General features: G+C 41.9%; 18 protein-coding genes. 11 read left to right on the top strand and 7 right to left on the bottom strand.

What is annotated here, in order from left to right; all coding sequences use genetic code 11:
- Positions 1–444: 444 nt before the first annotated feature.
- From lepA to typA, 8 genes are all read left to right on the top strand, one after another.
- Positions 445–2,259 (top strand): translation elongation factor 4, encoded by a 1,815-nt coding sequence (gene lepA / locus HMPREF2573_RS06480; RefSeq protein WP_003657149.1) that lies wholly within the window; start codon positions 445–447, stop codon positions 2,257–2,259.
- Between the two features lie 57 nt (positions 2,260–2,316).
- Positions 2,317–3,411, top strand: coding sequence for a signal peptidase I (lepB, locus tag HMPREF2573_RS06475; RefSeq protein WP_070472948.1), 1,095 nt, complete (start codon positions 2,317–2,319; stop codon positions 3,409–3,411).
- Between the two features lie 14 nt (positions 3,412–3,425).
- The gene (gene rnc, locus HMPREF2573_RS06470; protein ID WP_003657146.1) at positions 3,426–4,214 is read left to right on the top strand and encodes a ribonuclease III; all 789 of its coding nucleotides are present in this window, start codon (positions 3,426–3,428) and stop codon (positions 4,212–4,214) included.
- A gap of 45 nt (positions 4,215–4,259) precedes the next feature.
- Entirely contained in the window at positions 4,260–5,255 is a 996-nt protein-coding gene (era, locus tag HMPREF2573_RS06465; RefSeq protein ID WP_003658708.1) for a GTPase Era, read from the top strand.
- A 23-nt stretch (positions 5,256–5,278) separates the two neighbouring features.
- A complete protein-coding gene (locus HMPREF2573_RS06460; protein WP_003657141.1) occupies positions 5,279–6,088 on the top strand; it encodes a DNA repair protein RecO in 810 nt (269 codons plus the stop codon).
- A 25-nt stretch (positions 6,089–6,113) separates the two neighbouring features.
- Positions 6,114–6,863 carry a pyridoxine 5'-phosphate synthase gene (locus HMPREF2573_RS06455; protein WP_003657140.1) on the top strand — a complete coding sequence of 250 codons (750 nt, stop codon included), beginning with the start codon at positions 6,114–6,116 and terminating at the stop codon, positions 6,861–6,863.
- Between the two features lie 251 nt (positions 6,864–7,114).
- Positions 7,115–8,476: an OmpA family protein gene (locus HMPREF2573_RS06450; protein ID WP_003657138.1), complete on the top strand. Its 1,362-nt coding sequence runs from the start codon at positions 7,115–7,117 to the stop codon at positions 8,474–8,476.
- A 255-nt stretch (positions 8,477–8,731) separates the two neighbouring features.
- On the top strand, positions 8,732–10,576 hold the full coding sequence (gene typA / locus HMPREF2573_RS06445) for a translational GTPase TypA (RefSeq protein WP_070472945.1): 1,845 nt from the start codon (positions 8,732–8,734) through the stop codon (positions 10,574–10,576).
- 224 nt (positions 10,577–10,800) lie between these two features.
- On the opposite strand, the gene glmU is transcribed toward typA, so the two are convergent.
- The 7 genes from glmU to HMPREF2573_RS06410 all read right to left on the bottom strand — a co-directional run bounded on the left by glmU (position 10,801) and on the right by HMPREF2573_RS06410 (position 17,156).
- Positions 10,801–12,162 (bottom strand): bifunctional UDP-N-acetylglucosamine diphosphorylase/glucosamine-1-phosphate N-acetyltransferase GlmU, encoded by a 1,362-nt coding sequence (gene glmU / locus HMPREF2573_RS06440; protein ID WP_070472942.1) that lies wholly within the window; start codon positions 12,160–12,162, stop codon positions 10,801–10,803.
- A gap of 14 nt (positions 12,163–12,176) precedes the next feature.
- A complete protein-coding gene (locus HMPREF2573_RS06435; protein ID WP_003658704.1) occupies positions 12,177–12,902 on the bottom strand; it encodes an ABC transporter permease in 726 nt (241 codons plus the stop codon).
- The gene (locus tag HMPREF2573_RS06430) at positions 12,899–13,621 is read right to left on the bottom strand and encodes an ABC transporter permease (RefSeq protein ID WP_003662674.1); all 723 of its coding nucleotides are present in this window, start codon (positions 13,619–13,621) and stop codon (positions 12,899–12,901) included. The genes HMPREF2573_RS06435 and HMPREF2573_RS06430 overlap by 4 nt, the downstream gene beginning before the upstream one ends.
- A 188-nt stretch (positions 13,622–13,809) precedes the next feature.
- Entirely contained in the window at positions 13,810–14,607 is a 798-nt protein-coding gene (locus tag HMPREF2573_RS06425) for a transporter substrate-binding domain-containing protein (protein WP_003657127.1), read from the bottom strand.
- Between the two features lie 81 nt (positions 14,608–14,688).
- On the bottom strand, positions 14,689–15,486 hold the full coding sequence (locus HMPREF2573_RS06420) for a transporter substrate-binding domain-containing protein (RefSeq protein ID WP_070472939.1): 798 nt from the start codon (positions 15,484–15,486) through the stop codon (positions 14,689–14,691).
- Positions 15,487–15,554: 68 nt separating this feature from the next.
- Entirely contained in the window at positions 15,555–16,343 is a 789-nt protein-coding gene (locus tag HMPREF2573_RS06415; protein WP_003657124.1) for a transporter substrate-binding domain-containing protein, read from the bottom strand.
- 39 nt (positions 16,344–16,382) lie between these two features.
- Positions 16,383–17,156, bottom strand: a complete 774-nt coding sequence (locus tag HMPREF2573_RS06410) for an ABC transporter ATP-binding protein (RefSeq protein ID WP_003657123.1) — start codon at positions 17,154–17,156, stop codon at positions 16,383–16,385.
- Positions 17,157–17,535: 379 nt separating this feature from the next.
- On the opposite strand from HMPREF2573_RS06410, the gene HMPREF2573_RS06405 reads away from it, so the two are divergent.
- The 3 genes from HMPREF2573_RS06405 to HMPREF2573_RS06395 all read left to right on the top strand — a co-directional run.
- Entirely contained in the window at positions 17,536–20,136 is a 2,601-nt protein-coding gene (locus tag HMPREF2573_RS06405) for a DNA translocase FtsK (RefSeq protein ID WP_003662668.1), read from the top strand.
- A gap of 9 nt (positions 20,137–20,145) precedes the next feature.
- On the top strand, positions 20,146–20,742 hold the full coding sequence (locus HMPREF2573_RS06400; RefSeq protein WP_070472936.1) for a hypothetical protein: 597 nt from the start codon (positions 20,146–20,148) through the stop codon (positions 20,740–20,742).
- 156 nt (positions 20,743–20,898) lie between these two features.
- On the top strand, positions 20,899–21,865 hold a 967-nt coding region (locus tag HMPREF2573_RS06395), incomplete at its 3' end, for a DNA topoisomerase (RefSeq protein WP_228141159.1).

Genomic DNA, 21,865 nt, shown 5'->3' with positions numbered 1-21,865 from the left:
ATGGTATACCATGCTTTTGGGCAAAGGCGATAATATTTAAAACCTATATAGCCTTTAGCATACTTTAGTTTAATTAATATTTTATTTATATTTACGAATGAAACAAATTTTGATTAAAGATAAGTTATTAAAGATAATAAAAACATAAAGCGATCAATTGACCAGTTTGGTTTGCCAAAGTATGTGGCTAACTATGATTTGGCTTGGGGATTGTTGTGGTGTTTAGAATGGCTGCTTTAATCTGATAAAACTGTTTTGATTTATCGTGAAACTATATAAAAATATTGTTTTTGGCTGCCGTTTTTGGAAGAGTGTTTAATTTTTGTGCTGTTTATTCTACCTGCTAATTACCCATAAAATCTGTGAAATTGATGGCGAAACATTGTCAGATAAGGTAGAATATTCTGTTATCTGATTTTTATTTTCTTTTGATAAGCACTTTATATGACTGCAAAAAAACCAACTGATATTTCCCATATTCGTAATTTTTCTATTATTGCTCATATCGATCATGGTAAGAGTACTTTGGCCGACCGTTTTATTCAAGTTTGTGGTGGTTTGTCAGACCGTGAGATGCAAGCTCAAGTGCTAGATAGTATGGATATTGAGCGTGAACGAGGAATCACGATCAAGGCACAATCGGTAACTTTGTACTATAATCATCCCAATGGCGAAACATATCAACTCAATTTTATTGATACACCCGGCCATGTGGATTTTAGTTACGAAGTATCTCGTTCATTAGCGGCTTGTGAAGGTGCATTGCTTGTTGTTGATGCTGCTCAAGGTGTTGAGGCGCAAAGTGTTGCAAATTGTTATACAGCAGTAGAACAGGGGCTTGAGGTTTTACCTGTTTTAAATAAAATTGATTTACCCCAAGTTGAACCTGAGCGAGTGATTGAAGAGATTGAAGATATCATTGGTATTGAGGCTGTGGAAGCACCGAGAGTATCTGCTAAAACTGGGGTTGGTATCGAAGAATTATTAGCAACATTGTGCGATGTTATTCCTGCTCCAAAAGGTAATCGTGAGGCACCGCTGCAGGCTTTGATTATTGATTCTTGGTTTGATAATTATTTGGGTGTCGTGTCATTGGTGCGTGTGCGTGAAGGTCAGGTATCCAAAGGCGATAAAATTTTTATTAAATCAACTGGTGAGACGCACATTGTGACCTCGGTTGGGGTTTTTACACCAAAATCACTAGAAACCGATGTGCTACATGCAGGCGAAGTAGGTTTTGTCATTGCAGGGATTAAGGATATCCAAGGCGCTCCTGTGGGCGATACCATTACGCATGCCAAAACACCAGATGTAGAAAATATTCCAGGATTTCAAAAAGTTACGCCTCAAGTCTATGCAGGGATGTTCCCGATTGATTCCAGTGATTTTGAAAAATTTCGTGAGGCATTACAAAAGCTTCAAATTAATGATGCAGCACTATTTTTTGAGCCTGATACTTCTGAAGCACTTGGGTTTGGTTTTCGCTGTGGATTTTTGGGCATGCTGCACATGGAAATCATTCAAGAGCGGCTTGAGCGTGAATATGATCTTGATTTGATTACGACAGCACCATCGGTCATTTATGAAATTGTCAAGAAAAATGGTGATATTATTTATGTAGATAACCCATCCAAACTACCTGATACAGGTGTCATTGCTGAGTTTCGTGAGCCGATCGCTCGTTGCCATATCTTGGTACCTCAAGAATATTTAGGCAATGTCATTACCTTGGCGATTGAGCGTCGAGGTGTGCAAGTGGATATGAAATTTATGGCACGGCAAGTACAGGTTATATTTGATATCCCAATGGGTGAGGTTGTGATGGATTTTTTTGATAAATTAAAATCTGCCAGCCGTGGTTTTGCATCGTTAGATTATGGTTTTGAGCGTTATGAAGCGGATAAATTGGTTCGTGTTGATGTGCTGATTAATGGCGAAAAGGTGGATGCATTGGCGATGATTTGCCATCAAGAACATGCACGCCGCCGTGGCAATCAGTTGGTTGAAAAAATGAAAGAGTTGATTCCTCGCCAAATGTTTGATGTGGCCATTCAAGCAGCGATTGGCAGTCAAATCATTGCAAGAAGCACGGTTAAAGCCATGCGTAAAGATGTCTTGGCAAAGTGCTATGGTGGCGATGTCAGCCGTAAGAAAAAATTGCTTGAAAAACAAAAAGCAGGTAAAAAACGCATGAAGCAAGTTGGCAGTGTTGAAATTCCCCAAGAGGCTTTCTTGGCAGTCTTGAAAGTTGACAGTTGAATAATTTTGATGCTGTGTCGCTGTATAAATTTGGTGCATTTGCCGTAGGAGAATTTGGTGAATTTTGATATTAATTTAGTGATCGTACCGATAACTTTGGTGTTTTTGCTGATTTGGTTGGTGGATAAGCTTGTCTTAAAACAACATTTTGCCATCAAGCATCATGCCAAAGAAGTTAAGTTTACTGAAACTCAACTTTCAATGCATAAACAAAAACTTGAGCTGGCTTTAGCAAATTATGGCATGCGTAGTGATGCCCAAAGTTATACACCTGATGCTCATGCTCCAAGTGATTTGTATAGCGCCTATCAGGATTATCAGGCAAGCCGTGTCAAACTTGCTGCTTTGGTAGGCAATCCTCCCAATCATATTGCAGTTGTACGGTGGGCTTATGAATTTTTGCCCATTTTGTTGGCGATTGTGATTGTACGAGCGTTTGTGATTGAGCCGTTTAATATCCCATCATCTTCTATGGTGCCAACTTTATACACAGGCGATTTTATTATTGTCAATAAAGCAGCTTATGGGCTTCGTTTGCCAATTATACATACTAAGATTTTGGATACAGGCAACCCCAAACGAGGCGATGTTGCTGTTTTTCGTTATCCTGTGAATGATAATATTTATTTTATTAAGCGAGTAATTGGCTTGCCTGGAGATACGGTAAGCTTTAATCGTGGGGTGTTGTCGATTAATGGTGAAAAGGTAGAAACTACGGCGGTGAATTATCAAATGCCAAGTGCGTTATTGGATAAAATGTTACCCAATATGATTCATGGTCAAACACTCAGCGATGCAGACCGAGCAGGTTTCGGGCGTCAAGAAGAACATTTGGCACGCTATCAAACTGAAAATTTGGGTAACCATACTTATACTGTACGATATGTTGCAAATTCAAACTCATCAGCAGAAGCACCATTTTTAATTGAGCACTCACCAGAGGTGGTTGATTCTCATGGAGAACAATGGTCAATTGTGATTCCTGAAGGTCAATTTTTTGTGATGGGTGATAACCGTGATCGTAGTGATGATGGTCGTTTTTGGGGTTTTGTGCCAGAATCTAATCTGTCGGGTAAGGCAACTTATATTTGGATGCATAAAGAGTCAGGTTTTAGATTACCAAGTTTTGGGCGTAATGGTACAATTGATTAAGATTGGAGTATGTGGTGGCAAATAAATCACCAAAAACCATGAAGATGTCACAAAAGGTGACCAAAACTCCTGATCAGATGCCTTATTTTTCTGATTTTGAACAAGGGTTGCCTGTGCTTTATGCTAAGCTTGGTTATACTTTTAAAGATGTGTCGCTACTTTGTCGTGCTTTAACCCATCGTTCTTATGATCCTAAAAAAAGCTATGAGCGTCTGGAGTTTTTGGGGGATGCGCTGCTAAGCTCAATTATTACAAAAGCGTTATTTGCACAGTATCCTAAGCATGATGAAGGCAAGCTTACACGAATGCGAGCAGCTTTAGTACGCCAAGAAACCCTCGTGCAGATTGCTGACCACCTTGAATTGTCTCGGCATCTGATTTTGGGAGTTGGCGAGCGTAAAGGTGGGGGTCGCCACCGTGCATCAATTTTGGCGGATGCAGTCGAGGCACTCATTGCTGCTGTGTATTTGGATAATTTAAACAGCGATGGCGAAAATATTATTCATCGTATGGTGATGGATTGGTACAAAGATCTGATTCAAGAGGTAGGTCAAGAACAGGTACTCAAAGATGCCAAATCTCGTCTACAGGAGCTACTTCAGGGCAATCGCTTACCATTACCAACTTATGAACTTATCCAAACTTTGGGTAGTGCGCCTAATCAAGTGTTTGTCGTTCGCTGCCATTGTACGGTTGTCGGCGTTGACCCCATTATCGAAACAGGTGCCAGCCGCCGTATTGCTGAACAAAAATGTGCCGAAAGAATGATTAATCAATTAAATAAATTATTGCCTAATAGTTAAGTTTGCTTTAAAGATATTAGCCAAAGTGCAATCATAAGGAAAAATATGTCTGATAATACCAAGACCCATAGCAATGAAGATACCATTTCGGCGTTTTTTGAGAATCGATCAACACCAAAAAATGAGTCTTTTAGGGCAGGGTTTGTTGCAATTGTTGGGCGTCCCAATGTTGGCAAATCAACGCTTATGAATCACATGCTTGGACAAAAGCTGTCGATTACTTCAAGAAAGCCACAGACAACCCGCCATCGTATTCATGGTATCTTGACAGATGAAGATAGGCAAATTGTGTTTGTTGATACACCCGGAATTCACAGTAAAGAGGTGCGTGCTATCAATGAGCGAATGAATAAAGCTGCCATTTCTGCGTTAGCTGATGTGGATGTGGTGCTGTTTGTGGTTGATGGCATTCAATGGCGAGAAGATGATTTATTAACGCTTGAGAAGTTATCAGCGACCAATTTACCCGTTATCTTAGTCATTAATAAAGCAGATACCGTTAAAGACAAATCAAAACTTTTGCCTGTCATCGAAAGCTTTAGCGAAAGTTTTGATTTTGCAGATATCATCCCTGTTTCTGCACTTCGTCGCCATAATCTTGATCGATTACAGTCTGTCATTGGTGAGTATTTGCCGATCAGACCAGCCATTTTTGATGCTGAACAAATTACCGACCGCTCAGAGCGTTTTTTAGCATCAGAGATTATTCGAGAAAAAATCATGCGTATCTCTGGTGATGAAGTGCCTTATGATTTGACGGTACAAATTGATACCTTTAAAGATGAGCCTGCACATAAAGACCCAGAGACAGGAAAATGGCGTAAAGCGGTGACATTCATTGATGCGACAATTTTTGTAGAGCGTGCAGGTCAAAAATCAATTATCATTGGCGATAAAGGGGCAAAAATCAAACAAGTTGGTATTGATGCCCGTAAAGATATGGAAGTGTTATTTGACCGAAAAATTATGCTGACTTTATGGGTAAAAGTTAAGCGTGGTTGGAGTGATGATGAGCGCGCCCTCAATAGTTTGGGTTATTAAGTCAAATATTTTGAGATACATTCATGCGTGCCACTGCACTTAATGGCTATCTGCTTCATCAGCGTCCTTATCAAGAAAAGCGGGCAATTTATCAATTCTTTTCGTATGAAAAGGGCGTGGTACATGGTATCGGTGGGCGTGGCATGCCTTTGTTTACGCCCATTTGGCTTATGTCAAGTGGTACAAAGTCATTAAAAAGCTTTGGTCAAATCAGCTTGGGATTTTCAGATGAATTTGTGCGGCAACTAACAGCACAGTCAAACGAAGCGGCTTATCATCCAGCAAGTTATGGTTTGATGACAGGGCGAGTGCAGTATGCACTGTTATATATGAATGAGATACTTGATAAGCTACTTGCCACCGAAAGTCCTTGTCCTAAGCTGTGGCAAGTTTATCATACCAATATGACCAAACTTCATGCATTGGATCGGTTATCGCTGATGGCAGTAGATAAGATGCAGGCAATGAAGCTTTACTTACGCAGCTTTGAAAGAGGACTGTTTTCAGAGCTTGGGGTTATGATGGATTTTTGTGTTGATGGGCATGGTGTGCCGATCAATGCCGATGCCATGTATTGCTTTATACCTCAAATGGGTTTTATGTTAGCACATCTTGTACGGACGCAAATTGACCCTAAGATTCGGTTTGATGGCGTATGTTATACAGGCTCACAAATTTTACAGATGGGTGCTGCAATGGAAGAGCCAGAACTTGCTTTGGAGTTTTTGGATCAATTTAGCCAAATCCAAAAGGCAGTTTTGGATAATTTATTGAACCATCAGCCCTTACATAGTCGCACATTATGGCAACAAAGTATCCAATATTTGCAATAGCGATTTAACTACATTAAGGAATATGATGAATATACCATTATTAGGTGTCAATATCGATCACATTGCCACATTACGAAATGCACGAGGTGTCGGCTATCCTTGCCCCATTAAAGGAGCGCTGATTTGTGAGCAAGCGGGCGCATCAGGGATTACCTTGCATTTGCGAGAAGATCGTCGACATATTCAAGATGAAGATGTTTATGAATTGATTGGGCAATTGACAACACGCATGAATCTTGAGATGGCAGTCACTGATGAGATGCTAAATATTGCCCTAAAGGTACGACCAGCATGGGTGTGTTTAGTACCAGAAAAACGCCAAGAGCTGACTACAGAAGGTGGGCTTGATATCGCCAATTTATCAAATATTCAAGCATTTATACACAGTCTTCAGCAGGCGGATATTAAGGTTTCTTTATTCATCGATCCAGATCCGCATCAAATTGATGCTGCAATTGCTTTGGGTGCTGATGCGATTGAACTGCATACGGGAGCTTATGCTCAAGCGACTTTACAAAATAATCAAAAGCTTGTTGATAAAGAGCTTGACCGTATTCAAAAAGCCGTTGCAATGGCACAAAAAAAATCATCATTATTGATTAATGCAGGTCATGGTTTGACGCGTGATAATGTTGCAGCGATTGCCCAAATTGATGGTATTCATGAGCTGAATATCGGGCATGCATTGATTTCAGATGCGATATTTATGGGGCTTGATAATGCAGTCAAGGCAATGAAAATGGCTTTTGTTCAAGATAAAACGACCAATCATTGATGCGTTAGAAAGAAAATCGTAAATAATGATGACTATTGTGTAATATTATGTATTTTTGTTCAAAAAAAGGTTGTAAAAAAATTCATTTACCATTAAGCTAAGCCCACAAGCCACAATGAATACCTATTGGTTTGACTCATTAGTCACTAAGAATCTGCAAAATTTTGTAACAGATTATTGGCAGGTCTTGGATCGCTATGCTAAAATAGGTGCGGTAATCTTGAAAAACCAACCATTCCTTGGAGGAATTTATGAAATTTAATAAAATCGCTCTTGCGGTCATCGCAGCCGTTGCAGCTCCAGTTGCAGCTCCAGTTGCTGCTCAAGCTGGTGTGACAGTCAGCCCACTACTACTTGGCTATCATTACACTGACGAAGCCCACAATGATCAACGCAAAATCTTACGCACTGGCAAGAAGCTAGAGCTAGATGCTACTAATGCACCTGCACCAGCTAATGGCGGTGTCGCACTGGACAGTGAGCTATGGACTGGTGCTGCGATTGGTATCGAACTTACGCCATCAACTCAATTCCAAGTTGAATATGGTATCTCTAACCGTGATGCAAAATCTTCAGACAAATCTGCACATCGCTTTGATGCTGAGCAAGAAACCATCAGCGGTAACTTTTTGATTGGTACTGAGCAGTTCAGTGGCTACAATCCAACAAATAAATTCAAGCCCTATGTCTTGGTTGGTGCAGGTCAATCTAAAATTAAAGTAAATGCAATTGATGGTTATACAGCAGAAGTAGCCAATGGGCAAAACATTGCAGAAAAGCAAGTTGTAAAAGCAGGTCAAGAAGTTGCTGAGTCTAAAGACACCATCGGTAACTTAGGTCTTGGTGCTCGCTACTTAGTCAATGATGCCCTTGCACTTCGTGGTGAAGCCCGTGCTATCCATAATTTTGATAACAAATGGTGGGAAGGCTTGGCGTTGGCTGGTTTAGAGGTAACTTTGGGTGGTCGTTTGGCACCTGCAGTACCAGTAGCACCAGTGGCAGAACCTGTTGCTGAACCAGTTGTTGCTCCAGCACCTGTGATCCTTCCTAAACCAGAACCTGAGCCTGTCATTGAGGAAGCACCAGCTGTAATTGAAGATATTGTTGTTGATTCAGACGGAGATGGTGTGCCTGATCATCTGGATGCCTGCCCAGGAACTCCAGTAAACACTGTTGTTGATCCACGCGGTTGCCCAGTACAGGTTAATTTGGTAGAAGAGCTTCGCCAAGAGTTGCGTGTATTCTTTGATTATGATAAATCAATCATCAAACCACAATACCGTGAAGAAGTTGCTAAGGTTGCTGCGCAAATGCGTGAATTCCCAAATGCAACTGCAACCATTGAAGGTCACGCATCACGCGATTCAGCACGCTCAAGTGCACGCTACAACCAGCGTCTATCTGAAGCTCGTGCTAATGCTGTTAAATCAATGCTATCTAACGAATTTGGTATCGCTCCAAACCGCCTAAATGCAGTTGGTTATGGCTTTGATCGTCCTATCGCTCCAAATACTACTGCTGAAGGTAAAGCGATGAACCGTCGTGTAGAAGCAGTAATCACTGGTAGCAAAACAACGACTGTTGATCAAACCAAAGATATGATTGTTCAATAATTGCACATGAGTATTTGGTAATCAGCTTGAATTCTCAAGCCTTATCGATAAAAAAGCCACCTTTTTGGTGGCTTTTTTATTTGGTGTAAATTTTTGGTTCAGTTAGACTGATTTATGTTATAATAAGCGGTTTTCTTAGCTTTTGAATAAATCAGATGAGTTAAGCCAACTGACTGATTTTATCAATTGAGTTATTTTTAAGCCTTTTATCAGTTCGGGCATATCGCACGACTATTAATCTTTATATGAGTATTTATGGCAGACGACATTAAGCATTTACGCAATATTGCAATCATCGCTCACGTTGACCACGGTAAAACTACCTTAGTTGATAAACTTTTACAGCAATCAGGCGCTTTGGGTGAGCGTTCTGGTGAAATCGAACGCGTGATGGACTCAAATGCCCTTGAGTCTGAACGAGGGATTACGATTCTGGCAAAAAATACCGCCATTCGATGGACTGATAAGCGTACTAACACTGAGTATCGTATCAATATCGTTGATACCCCAGGGCATGCCGATTTTGGTGGCGAGGTTGAGCGTGTCATGTCGATGGTTGACTGTGTATTATTATTGGTGGATTCTCAAGAAGGTCCCATGCCACAAACACGATTTGTGACTCAAAAAGCATTTGCTCGTGGACTTAAACCGATTGTTGTCATTAACAAAATTGACAAGCCAGCCGCTCGTGCAGATTGGGTAATTGACCAAGTCTTTGATTTGTTTGACAGTTTAGATGCGACTGATGAGCAGTTAGATTTTCCTATTGTCTATGCATCGGGTATTAATGGGATTGCAGGACTTGAACCAGATAATCTTGCTGATGATATGACGCCACTATTTGAGACGATTGTTGATATCGTTGAGCCTCCTAAGGTGGATGTCGACGGTCCATTTCAAATGCAAATATCAAGCCTTGACTACAATAGCTTTGTTGGGGTGATTGGGGTTGGTCGTATTCAAAGAGGCTCTGTAAAAACAAATACGCCCGTTGCAATCATTGATAAAGATGGCAATAAACGCAATGGACGAATTTTAAAAATTATGGGCTACCATGGTCTTGAGCGTGTTGATGTTGAATCGGCTCAGGCAGGAGACATTATCTGTATTACAGGTATTGATTCTTTGAACATCTCTGATACGATTTGTGACCCACAACATGTTGAAGCCCTGCCAGCACTGTCTGTTGATGAGCCGACGGTCTCGATGACTTTTCAGGTTAACGACTCACCATTTGCTGGCAAAGAAGGTAAGTTTGTAACTTCTCGTAATATCCGTGAACGCCTTGACCGTGAATTGATTCATAATGTTGCACTGCGTGTTGAAGATACAGACAGCCCTGAAAAATTTAAAGTTTCAGGTCGTGGCGAGTTACATTTGTCGGTATTGATTGAAAATATGCGTCGTGAAGGTTTTGAGCTTGGCGTATCACGCCCGCAAGTCATCATGAAAGAGATTGATGGCGTCATGTGTGAACCGTATGAAAATGTTACTTTTGATGTTGAGGAACAGCATCAAGGAGCAGTCATGCAGGAGATGGGCAACCGTAAAGGTGAGCTGACGAATATGGAGGTTGACGGCAAAGGTCGTATTCGTATTGAAGCTACTGTGCCTTCTCGTGGCTTAATTGGTTTTCGTTCGGCGTTTTTGAACATGACTTCAGGCACAGGTATTATGACTTCCAGCTTTAGCCACTATGGCCCTGCCAAAGATGGTACGGTAGCCAAGCGTCAAAATGGTGTGCTGGTATCAATGGTAACAGGTACCTGTTTGGCTTATGCTTTATTTAGCCTACAAGAGCGTGGTCGTTTGTTTGCTAAGCCACAGCTTGAAGTGTATGAAGGCATGATTATTGGCATTAATTCTCGTTCAGATGACATGGTGGTAAACCCGACCAAGGCCAAGCAGTTGACTAATATTCGAGCGTCAGGCTCTGATGATGCGATTATTTTAACCCCAGCGCTGGATTATACACTTGAGCAGGCACTTGAGTTTATCGAAGATGATGAATTGGTTGAGGTGACACCTAAATCGATCCGTATCCGCAAGCGGTATTTGACTGAAAATGAGCGTAAGCGTTTTGGTCGTAAAAAAGATTGATAATTTGGTGAATTTTCATCATATTTAAGTCATTTTATAAAGACAATTTTAAAAAGGGTTTAGTTAATAAACCCTTTTTTTGATAATTTTTTTGTTCAAATGGTATGACTTTTAGGCATAATCATGGTCAGCTTTTGATTTTTATGCTTTAACCTTTGGTTTAGCTGGCTTTTATTGAAGATAAAAACTTTTTCATGATTAAATCAAAAATCAATACCAAAGCACTAAACTTGATTTTTTTTGGGGCGTGACCAACCGATAATGGTGGCTTGTTTCGCTCTAGCCAAGGTCAAAGCATTGTCTTTGGCATCTTTGGTGATGACTGATCCTGCACCGATTGTTGCACCCATACCGACAGTCACAGGAGCAACTAAGCTTGAATTACTGCCGATGAACGCACGATCACCAATTGTGGTGGTAAACTTATTGATGCCATCATAGTTACAGGTAATTACACCAGCACCAATATTGACATTTTGCCCGATGATACTATCGCCAGCATAGCTTAGATGATTAATCTTACTGCCAACACCTACGGTCGTTTTCTTAGTTTCTACAAAATTACCAATTTTAACATCATCTGATAGTATGGTTTTTGGTCTTATATGGGCAAATGGTCCAATGCTAACATTTTGACCAATCATACTATCATCAATGACACAGTTGGGTTTAATGTGTGTTTGGTTGCCAATATGACTATTTGTAATGACATTGCCCGCATCAATCTGCACGCCCATGCCCAGATGGACATCACCGACAAATACTGTATTAATATCAATAAAAACATCTCGATCGCAGGTCAATTTGCCACGAATATCGACACGATTTGGGTCGGCAAACTGTACGCCAGCGATTTGTAATTGATGAATTTGGTGTGATTGAAAATCTCGCTCAAGATTGGCAAGCTGAATACGATCATTCACGCCTTCAATTTCAAAGGCAAACTTAGGTTCAATGGTTACAATTTCAACGCCATCATCAACAGCCAATTTGATAATATCTGTCAAATAATATTCGCCTTGAGCATTGTTATTGTTCAGTATGGGTAGATATTTATGAAGCAACGCATTATCCACACAATAGATGCCACTGTTAATCTCTGTGATTAATTTTTGTTGTACATCGGCATCTTTTTCTTCAACGATGGCAACGACCTTGCCCTGATCTCGGACAATCCGACCCAAACCAAACGGCTGTTTCACAGTTAAAGTCAGCATTGAGATACCGCTGGTATTGGCTTTAACAAGGTTTTGTAAGGTTTCGGCCTGAGTTAAAGGTACATCGCCATATAAAATCAGGCTTTTACCTTCTTTTGGCAGATAGGGTAATGCCATCTTGACCGCATGACCTGTGCCTAACTGCTGTGTTTGTTCGGCAAATATAACTGTATGGGTAGATAGTGCCTCTTTGACCATCTCACCGCCAAAGCCATAAACCAAAATCGTACCATCTGCTTGAATTTGTGTACAAGTATCCAAAACATGCTGAACCAAAGCCTTGCCTGCCAAGGTTTGTAAAACTTTGGGTCGGTTGGATTTCATGCGTGTGCCTTTACCAGCAGCTAAAATAATGGTATGTAGTGTCATCAGTCTTCCTTAAATTAAATCGGTGGATTAGGATTTACCGCAGGTGGGATATAGCGTTTATGACGATTGACACGGTGCTCAAATTGGCGAAAAATGAATAAAAACACCCAGCTGATCACCAAATAAATCATACCAGCGGCAAAAAACATCTCCAAATGAAGATAAGTAATGGAAATGATGTCTCGTGCCTTGTGCGTCAGCTCAACCACCGTAATTGATGCTGCCAAAGCACTCCCCTTTAGCATAAATATCACTTCATTGCTATAAGCAGGTATCATGATACCAAAGGCACGAGGTAGGATGACACGGTGTAATTTTTGCTGTTTTGACATACCAATGGCGTCGGCGGCTTCCAATTCCCCAGTAGGCACAGCCATGACCGCACCACGAACGATTTCACCGATATAGGCCGAAGTATTTAAGGTAAAGGCGATGATGGCACACCAGTATGCTTGACTAAAAATTGGATCCCAAAGAAAGGACTCTTTGAGTGCGGTAAACTGACCCAAGCCATAGTAAATTAAAAAAATCTGAACCAATAAAGGCGTGCCACGAAAGAAAAAAATATAAGTCGCTGGAATGGCACGAAGCCACAATACTGGAGACAGTCGCCATAGCCCAAGAATCACACCAAATACAAGACCCAAAGCACAAGACAGGACCACAAGCTCAATGGTCGTAACCGATGCTGCGAGTAAATCTGGAAAATAGTTAATGATTGCTTGCCAATTCCAATTCATGATTGACCCCCTGAGCGTTTGTGAAGTAGCTTGGCATACCGTGCGGCAGGGTTGGCACGAGATTCACACCACATGATAAAAAGTGTAATCACCGAAGTCAAAGCCAAATAGATAAAAGCAGCAGCTAAATAAAATGTAAAAGGTTTTTGGGTGGATTGTGCTGCACGCTGTGCAAAATACATTAAATCTTGTAAACCAATCAACGAAACCAAGGCTGTATCTTTAAGTAGTACCAAAGTTAAGTTGCCAAGACCAGGTAGTGCCACCATCCACATTTGAGGTAGAATAATGCGTGTCAATGTCTGTGTTGGCGTCATACCGATGCTTTGGGCAGACTCCCATTGTCCTTTGGGAATGTCTTGAATTGCCATGCGAAAAACTTCGGTCGCATAAGCACCAAACATGATAGATAGGGCAGTAACGCCTGCCCAAAATTGACTCACATCAATGCGTCCTGTATAGCCCATTTGCTTTGCAATGGTGACTAAAATGATACTACCGCCAAAGAAGATGAAAAAAACCATCAAAAGCTCAGGTATGCCACGGACGATTGTTGTATAGGCATCGGCAATTTTTTGTAATATCCAAACGCCAGAAAGCTTGGCAAGTGCACCAAGCAAACCGAATAACAGACCAAATACCAAACTGGCAAGCCCAAGCTTTATGGTCAGAATTGTACCTTGCAATAAAATTGGGCCGTAGCCTTGTAAGTCAAACACGCTAGTACCTTAAATTATAAAATACCATCAGTTGATTGCTGTGGTTTGTCTTATTTTAAGCAACCTGCTTAGCCAATCATTAAAAGATGGTGTCACAAAAATCAAATTACCATATAAAAAGCAACTTTCGGCGATGGATTTTACCGCCGAAAGCACAGCATTTTATGCCTTTTTGGCAGTCTTATTCATTATTCAATATTAGTTGGCATACCTGCTTCACCAAAGTGCTTAATGACAATTTGTTTATAGGTGCCATCAGCCTTGATTGCAGCCAAAGCCTCATTGAATTTTTGTAATAGTGCGGTATTGCCTTTATCGACAGCAATGGAGACTTTATCATTGATATTAATGTCCCCACCTTTGATCTCAAAATTTTGACCCAAGTCCGAGCTAAGCCAAGTTAATGCTGGCAGTTTGTCAGAAATCATAGCGTCAGCACGCTCATTACCTAAATCAATAAAAGCATTGTCCAGCGTATCGTACAGCTGTGGCTTGCTGTTTGGATAAGTTTGGGTTAACCATTGACTTGAGATGGTTGAACGCTGAGCAACAATTTTGGCATTATTGATGGCATCGGTGCTGCTCGGATCAAAATTTGAACCTTTTTTTGCCAAAAATACCAAAGAGTTGACAAAATAAGGCTCGCTAAAATCCACCTGCTCACTACGCTCAGGGGTGACTGACATTGCTGCAACAATGGCATCAAACTTACCTGTTTTTAATGCTGGTATAATACCGTCCCAATCTTGGGCAATGATTTGGCATTCGGTTTGCATTTTGTTGCATAACGCATTGGCGATATCCACATCAAAGCCACCCAAACTGCCATCTGGATTGGTGTAGTTAAATGGTGCATAAGTGCCTTCGGTCGCAATACGCAAGGTGTCACCACTGGCTTTTGTGCTTTGTTCGTTTTGACCGCTACAAGCTGAGATACTAAATGTACCAACAATGGCTGCCATAAGTCCAAATGTTTTAAATTTCACAATCTACTCCTTGATTTGGTGTGACTTAAATTTTGATGGTGTAGCGTGACTTGACTAAAACCAAACACCATCGGCTTAAAATTATTGACCTAATGCTTGGCTGTTAAAGTATTTGGCAACAATCTCATCATATTTGCCATTAGTTTTTAGGCTGGCAAGTGCAGCGTCAAAATCCGCTTTTAGGCTGCTATCTTTACGCACAGCGATACCGACTTTATCACCGATATCAATGGGCATGCCTTTGATCTCAAATTCAGAGCCAGCTTCAGTGGCAAGCCAGTCAGTAGCAGGCACGACATCAGACAACATAAATTCAACACGCCCAGCGGTCAAATCAAGATAAGCGTTGTCTTGCTTATCATAAGTTTTGATGTTGGCGTCTGGATAATGTTTTTGAAGATATTCCGCTGAAACAGTTGCCTGCTGCGTTGCAACAGCTTTACCAGTGATGTCATTGATGGTGGCGGTATTGTCTTTCTTACCAATCAAAACAAGCGTATTATCAAAATAAGGCTCACTAAAGCCCACTGCATTTAGGCGTTCTTCGGTAATGGACATACCCGCCATGATGGCATCAGACTTATTGGCGTTCAAGCTTGGAATAAGACTGTCCCAGTCTTGGCTTACGATTTGACAATCTGCTTGCATCTGCTTGCATAGTGCATTTGCCAAATCAATCTCAAAGCCGACCAATTGACCTTGCTTGTCAAGATAGCTAAATGGCTTAAAGCTAGATTCAGTAGCGATAATCAATTCTTTTTGTGAGGTCGAGCTGTTAGGTGCAGCAGCAGTTTTGGTATTGGTCGTAGACTCATTGCTACAAGCAGCAAGTAAAGAAACACAAAATGCGGCTGTGGTAAATTTTAACACGGTTGTCATGATCACCTCTTAATATGCTTAATATGCAAGAATGGATAATCGACACACCAAAAGTAGGTGTGCCAAACTTAAAAAGTATCTGATTGAAAGTGAGCTTTTTCAATTTCTGCCAATTTACCGCTTTCTTTGATTTTTGCTAAAGCTGCATCAAACTCAGCTTTTAGGCTGTCGCCTTTGCGTACGGCGATACCCAAGTGATCGTTATTATCAATCTCTTCGCCGATTAAGCCAAACTCACCATTACCCTCTTGCTTTAGCCAGTCAATAGCCGATACTTTTTCAGCCATGACTGCATGATTGCGTCCTGCTTTTGTGTCCAAATAAGCATTGGTGTAGGTGTCATGCAGCTGAACACGATTGCCATCTTTACCATCATATTTTTCGGTGATATAGGCAGCACCAGTAGTACCACGCTGACTGGCAAGGGTTTGATTGGTGATATTATTGGGATCAAAGCTGCCATCACTTTTGGCAAGCCAAACGATCGTATTTGAAAAATAAGAGTCCGAAAAATCTACTTGTGCTTGACGCTCTGGGGTGATGGACATGCCTGCGATGATGGCGTCATATTTGCCTGCCAATAAGCTTGGGATTAAGCCATCCCAATCCTGAGCAATTATCTGACAGTGAGCGTGCATTTCGGCACATAAGGCATTCATCACATCCACATCAAAACCGATAATCTGACCGCTGGCATCCGTGTCATTAAATGGTGGGTAGGCGGCTTCAGTTGCGATCACAATGCTTTTTTGGCTTGGCTGAGCGGGTGCTGTTGTTTGGGTGCTGGTTTCTTCTTTGGTACAACCCGCCAAAGTAACACAAGCGACAGTTGCCAAAGTGGCAAATGGTTTTATCATGATAATTCCTTGGGTTAATAAAAATTGGCGACAATAAAATTAGCGGTGCGATGCCATAAATTCTCGTACGCGTGCAGATTTTGGGTGGTCAAATACTTCTTTTGGTGTGCCAATCTCTTCAATGCGACCTTGGTGTAAAAATACCACTTTGCTTGAGACTTCACGAGCAAAACGCATCTCGTGCGTGACAATGAGCATGGTACGACCCTCGTCGGCCAGCTCACGCATGACAGCAAGTACTTCATTGACCAGCTCAGGGTCTAGTGCCGAGGTGGGTTCATCAAACAGCAGTACTTGTGGCTGCATGGCAAGCGAGCGAGCGATTGCGACACGCTGACGCTGACCGCCTGACAGATTGTCAGGATAGGCATCTTTTTTATCCAAAAGACCAACCTTGGTCAAAAGCCGTTCGGCATCTTTGATGGCGTCAGCTTTTGAGATACCAAGCACTTGCGTAGGGCCTTCGATGATATTTTGTAAAATGGTTTTGTGCGGCCACAAATTGAAATTTTGAAACACAAAGCCAATTTTTGAGCGTAGTTTTTCAAGTTGTTTATTATCGGCTGCAACCAATTCGCCTTTATGTGATTTAAGTTTTAATGTCTCTTGACCGACAATGATTTTTCCCGAGGTAGGCTTTTCAAGCAGATTGATGCAGCGAAGTAAGGTGGACTTACCAGAGCCTGATGAGCCTAAAATACTGATCACATCACCATCGTATGCGGTCAAAGACACACCTTTTAACACCTCAAGTGAGCCATAGCTTTTATGAATGTCTTGTAAGTCCAGAGCAATGGGGCGTGAATCGGTCATGAAAAATCCTAAAAAGGTGCAAATTAGTACAAAGGTCAGAAAAAATCTATACAGTTTCATAAAAAAATTTATCAAGATAATTCTACCCTAAAAATGCATAAAGACAAAATATTTTTCGTAATTTTTTCTATATTTATTACTATTATCAATAATTCAGGGCGTGCTTTGGGTATCGGAGAAGCAAATATGCCCTTAGGGTGATCGCTATTAATTTTGATAAACAAGCAATTTTATAAACAAGCCAATGGCATAAGCGGTATAAAGGCACGGCTTTATTTGATACTGTATAACAATTTGCAAATGTTTGGCTAATTGAATCAAATTCGCTATAATAGACAGTTATGTCAAAAAGACACCTATCGCCTGCCAACGAGTCATCATGAGTAATCTATTTCAAAATCCGACCATTGCCCGCTTTATGGGTAAGCTACCTACCATTAAGCAACTGATTTTTAGCATTTTTGGCATTGTATTGTTGGTATTTTTATTTTTATCGCTGCTGTCTTATGATCAGACGGATTCGGCATGGTCACATGTTGGCAGCCATTCAACCATTAATAATGTCGGTGGGCTACTTGGTGCTTGGGTATCAGATATTTTGCATACCTTATTTGGTTTTGGGGCATGGGTGGCTGTGCTGGTGCTGGCATATGAGCTGGTTCGGCTATGGTGGTCGCATGTTAAGCTATTTTGGGTACTAAGATTATTTGCCTATGGGCTGTTGATATTATTTGTCAGTGCCTTGCTTGCTTATATTGGTGAGATGACAAATGCTTTGCTTGCAACCCGTTTGGGCGGGGCGATTGGGTTTGAGCTACAAAAAAGCTTGGCTGGTATTTTTGGCGGGACGGTAACGGCTCTACTTTTGATCGGAATAATTATCCTCATCTCTTTGTTGAGCTTTGAGATTCGTTGGCGTTATCTGATGGGTCTGGTTTTTCATTGGATTGGCGGCGATAAATCCACCCCCAAAGTAGACTTGGAGCCTAAACCAGAAAGTGCAAACAGTACCATCAGTACCATACCAGATGAAAGTACAAGCCCTGTTACATCGGCGGTGGTAAGCACACCGCATAATCATGAAGGTGTGCTTGAGAGCTTTTTACGCCATTCTGGATTGCGTGATGAGCTAATCGCTGAGCGTGATAATGAAGCCAGCAAACAAGCTGCCAAAGCAGAAGCGGAAAACATTTACCAAGAAACGCAACAAGCAGCTACAACTGACCCGATGAAGTATCGTCATGATAAGTTGGATGACGCAACGCATTTGGGTGAGCTAAATGAGTCGTCCAACCAGATCGTCATTAATAACAACCCATCAACCGTAGAGCGATTTAAAACAATTCAAAAAGTTGGCCCCAACTTTGATGAAAATCAGGCGACTGAAGTTAAAACAACCAAGGACACCAAGCCTAACCAAGAGCAGACGCATCAGACACCCAAACCAAAACAGTCAGCAACGCCTGTACAGTCTCGTGCGATGGATACCTTAAGCTATCGTTTGAGTTTAACACCGATTCCTGAGCTGGACTTATTAGATAAGCCCAATTTATCCAATAAACCTAAAGTGAGCGATGATGAACTGCAGCAAGCTTCAGAGCTTTTGGAGATTAAACTTCAAGAATTTAATATTCAAGCTCAAGTTGTCTCAGCCATGGTTGGCCCTGTGGTCACACGCTTTGAGGTTGAGCTTGCACCGGGTGTCAAGGCAAGCCGAGTCACACGCATCTCTCAGGATTTGGCACGCTCGATGTCCAAAGCATCTTTGCGTGTGGTTGAGGTGATTCCAGGTAAGCCGTATATTGGTATTGAGGTACCCAATCAAAAGCGTGAGATGGTGCATTTGCTTGAGCTGTTGGATACTAAAGATTATCAAAGTCCAAATAACCAAATTGCCATCGCTGTCGGTAAAGACATCAGCGGCAAGCCTGTGATTGCTGATTTGGCAAAAGCACCCCATATGCTGGTGGCAGGTACGACAGGGTCGGGTAAATCGGTATTGGTGAACTCATTTTTATTATCTATGCTACTAAAATACACGCCCGATGAGCTTAAACTTGTACTCATTGACCCAAAACAGCTTGAACTTGCCAACTATGGCGACATTCCGCATCTATTGACCCCTGTCATCACTGATATGAAAGATGCGGTTGCTGCTTTGACTTGGTGTGTCAATGAAATGGAACGCCGTTATCAGCTGATGAGCAAGCTTCGAGTGCGAAAAATCAGTGAATTTAATAAAAAAGTGGAAGTCGCCGAAGCTGAGGGTGAACCAATTTATGACCCTTTATGGCACATTAATCAAAGTGTCAGCCAAGATAAGCCGCCCAAGCTTAAGCCACTGCCAACGATTGTGATTGTGGCGGATGAATTTGCCGATATGATCATGCAGCTTGGTAAAACTGCCGAAGAGCCGATTGTGCGTTTGGCACAAAAAGCACGCGCCGCTGGTATTCATTTATTGCTTGCTACCCAACGCCCGACGGTGAATGTGGTAACAGGTTTGATTAAGGCGAATATTCCTGCTCGTGTTGCACTGCGTGTCAGCTCTAAAGTTGATAGTCGCACAATCATCGAAGAAGGTGGCGCTGAGGATATGTTGGGGCATGGCGATATGATGTTCATTGGACCAGGTAAAAATCATCCTGAGCGTGTGCATGGTGCTTATGTGGATGACGATGAGGTCAATCGAGTCTGTGATGCTTGGCGTGAGCGTGGCAAGCCTGACTATATTGATTTATCTGACAGTTATTCTTTTGAAGGTGAGGGTAGCGGTGATGCAGGTGGTAGCGTTGCAGGCGATGAGTTATATGAGGCGGCAGCGGCTTTTGTGGTTGAGACTAAAAAGCCATCCATCTCATCGGTGCAGCGTAAGTTTAGCATCGGATACAATCGTGCTGCGCGTCTGCTTGATCAAATGGAAGAGCGTGGACTGGTCTCATCGATGGATAACAGTGGCAAGCGTCAGCTGCTTTTGTAGGATGATATGATGTCACTATCAAGCGAAAGTATCGCTATTATTGTTGTGCTTGTTGTTGCTGGTTTTTGGGTGGGCAATTTTATGGCAGCTCGCCCCAATGCCAATCAAATGCGAGTGGCAGATTTTCGGCTGATGGTGCGTCATTTTGGTATTTTTCCTAAGCTTATCACTTGCCCAAATTGGCTTAAAGATAGGTATGATGCACTCAAACCCACCAAAAAAGATGCGTATGCCAGAGCAGATAGCATGCCTTGGGTTGCTCAGTACACTGTCATCATAGAAGACCTTAGGCTACCAATGGCTCAATATCATGTCATGGCAGGTTGTTGGCATCTGATACCGCAGCAGTTTTATACGCCAAAGATGCTGACACAAGTACGCCGCCTTGATGAGCAGCCCATACATCTGCCTGAACATATCAAGGCTCAAGTTCTGGGACTGTCAATGAAAGCAAATCATATCTCGCTTTACTGGTTGGATGATAAATACCAACACAGCCAAAAGGCTTATAAGCTGGATAAAATAAAAGCTCAATCCGACTTAAACGACATCAAAACCCAGCTGATGGCTTGGGCAAAATTGATTGATGGTGGCAAATCGCCCTGATGGGCGTGATTGTTTTTGCGAAAACTTTGAGCAAATTTTTATAAAATGATTGACAAAACCACATTTGCACCCTATAAATGCACATGGATACCCATTCACCCTAGGGATTCTGGATAAATTCTCAGATATTTAGCAAATTTAAATAAAGGCATAATCATGGCAACTTCTAAAAAAACGACCACCAAAGCTGAGGCAGCATTGACCAAAGCCAATGCTCGGGGCAAATCCTTAGTGATTGTGGAGTCGCCTGCAAAAGCCAAAACCATTAATAAATATTTGGGTAAAGATTATGTGGTGCGTTCAAGCGTGGGTCATGTGCGTGATCTGCCTGTTGGTGGCAGTGCGACCAAAACCAACAAAACCCAAGATGTTGGCTTGTCTCGTGAAGAAAAAGCCCAAAAAGCATTAGTTCGCCGTATGGGTGTTGACCCTGAACATGACTGGGCGGCGGTGTATGAGATATTGCCAAACAAAACCAAGGTGATTCGTGAACTAAAAGCACTTGCCAAGGAGGCCGATAAAATTTATCTTGCCACCGATTTAGACAGAGAGGGTGAGGCGATTGCGTGGCATTTAAAAGAAGTGATTGGCGGCAGTGATGATAAATACAGCCGTGTGGTATTTAATGAAATTACCAAAACAGCCATCCAAACAGCCTTTGAGCATCCTGATCAATTAAACATTGATCGTGTCAATGCACAGCAAGCTCGCAGATTTTTGGATCGTGTGGTGGGCTTTATGGTATCACCACTACTTTGGGCAAAGATTGCCCGAGGTCTGTCAGCGGGCCGAGTGCAAAGTGTCGCAACTCGTTTGGTGGTTGAGCGTGAGCGAGAAATTCGGGCATTTGTCCCTGTTGAATATTGGAAAATTCACACCAATAACACCGCAGCAGGCGAGACGCTAAACCTTGAAGCGGTCAAAAAAAATGGTAAAACGCTAAAACTTGGCAATAAAGCACAAGCCGATGAAGTTGTTTTGGCGTTAGGCTCATCAGACTTTATTGTGTCAGCGATCGAAGAAAAGCCCACTCAGTCTCGTCCATCAGCACCCTTTATCACTTCAACGCTCCAGCAAGCCGCCAGTACACGACTTGGGTTTAGTGTCAAAAAAACCATGATTT

This window comes from Moraxella sp. HMSC061H09, assembly GCF_001809255.1.
GTDB lineage: Bacteria > Pseudomonadota > Gammaproteobacteria > Pseudomonadales > Moraxellaceae > Moraxella > Moraxella catarrhalis.
The sequence above is the reverse complement of the archived record's forward strand: the minus strand, read 5'-3'. Positions and strand labels throughout refer to the sequence as shown.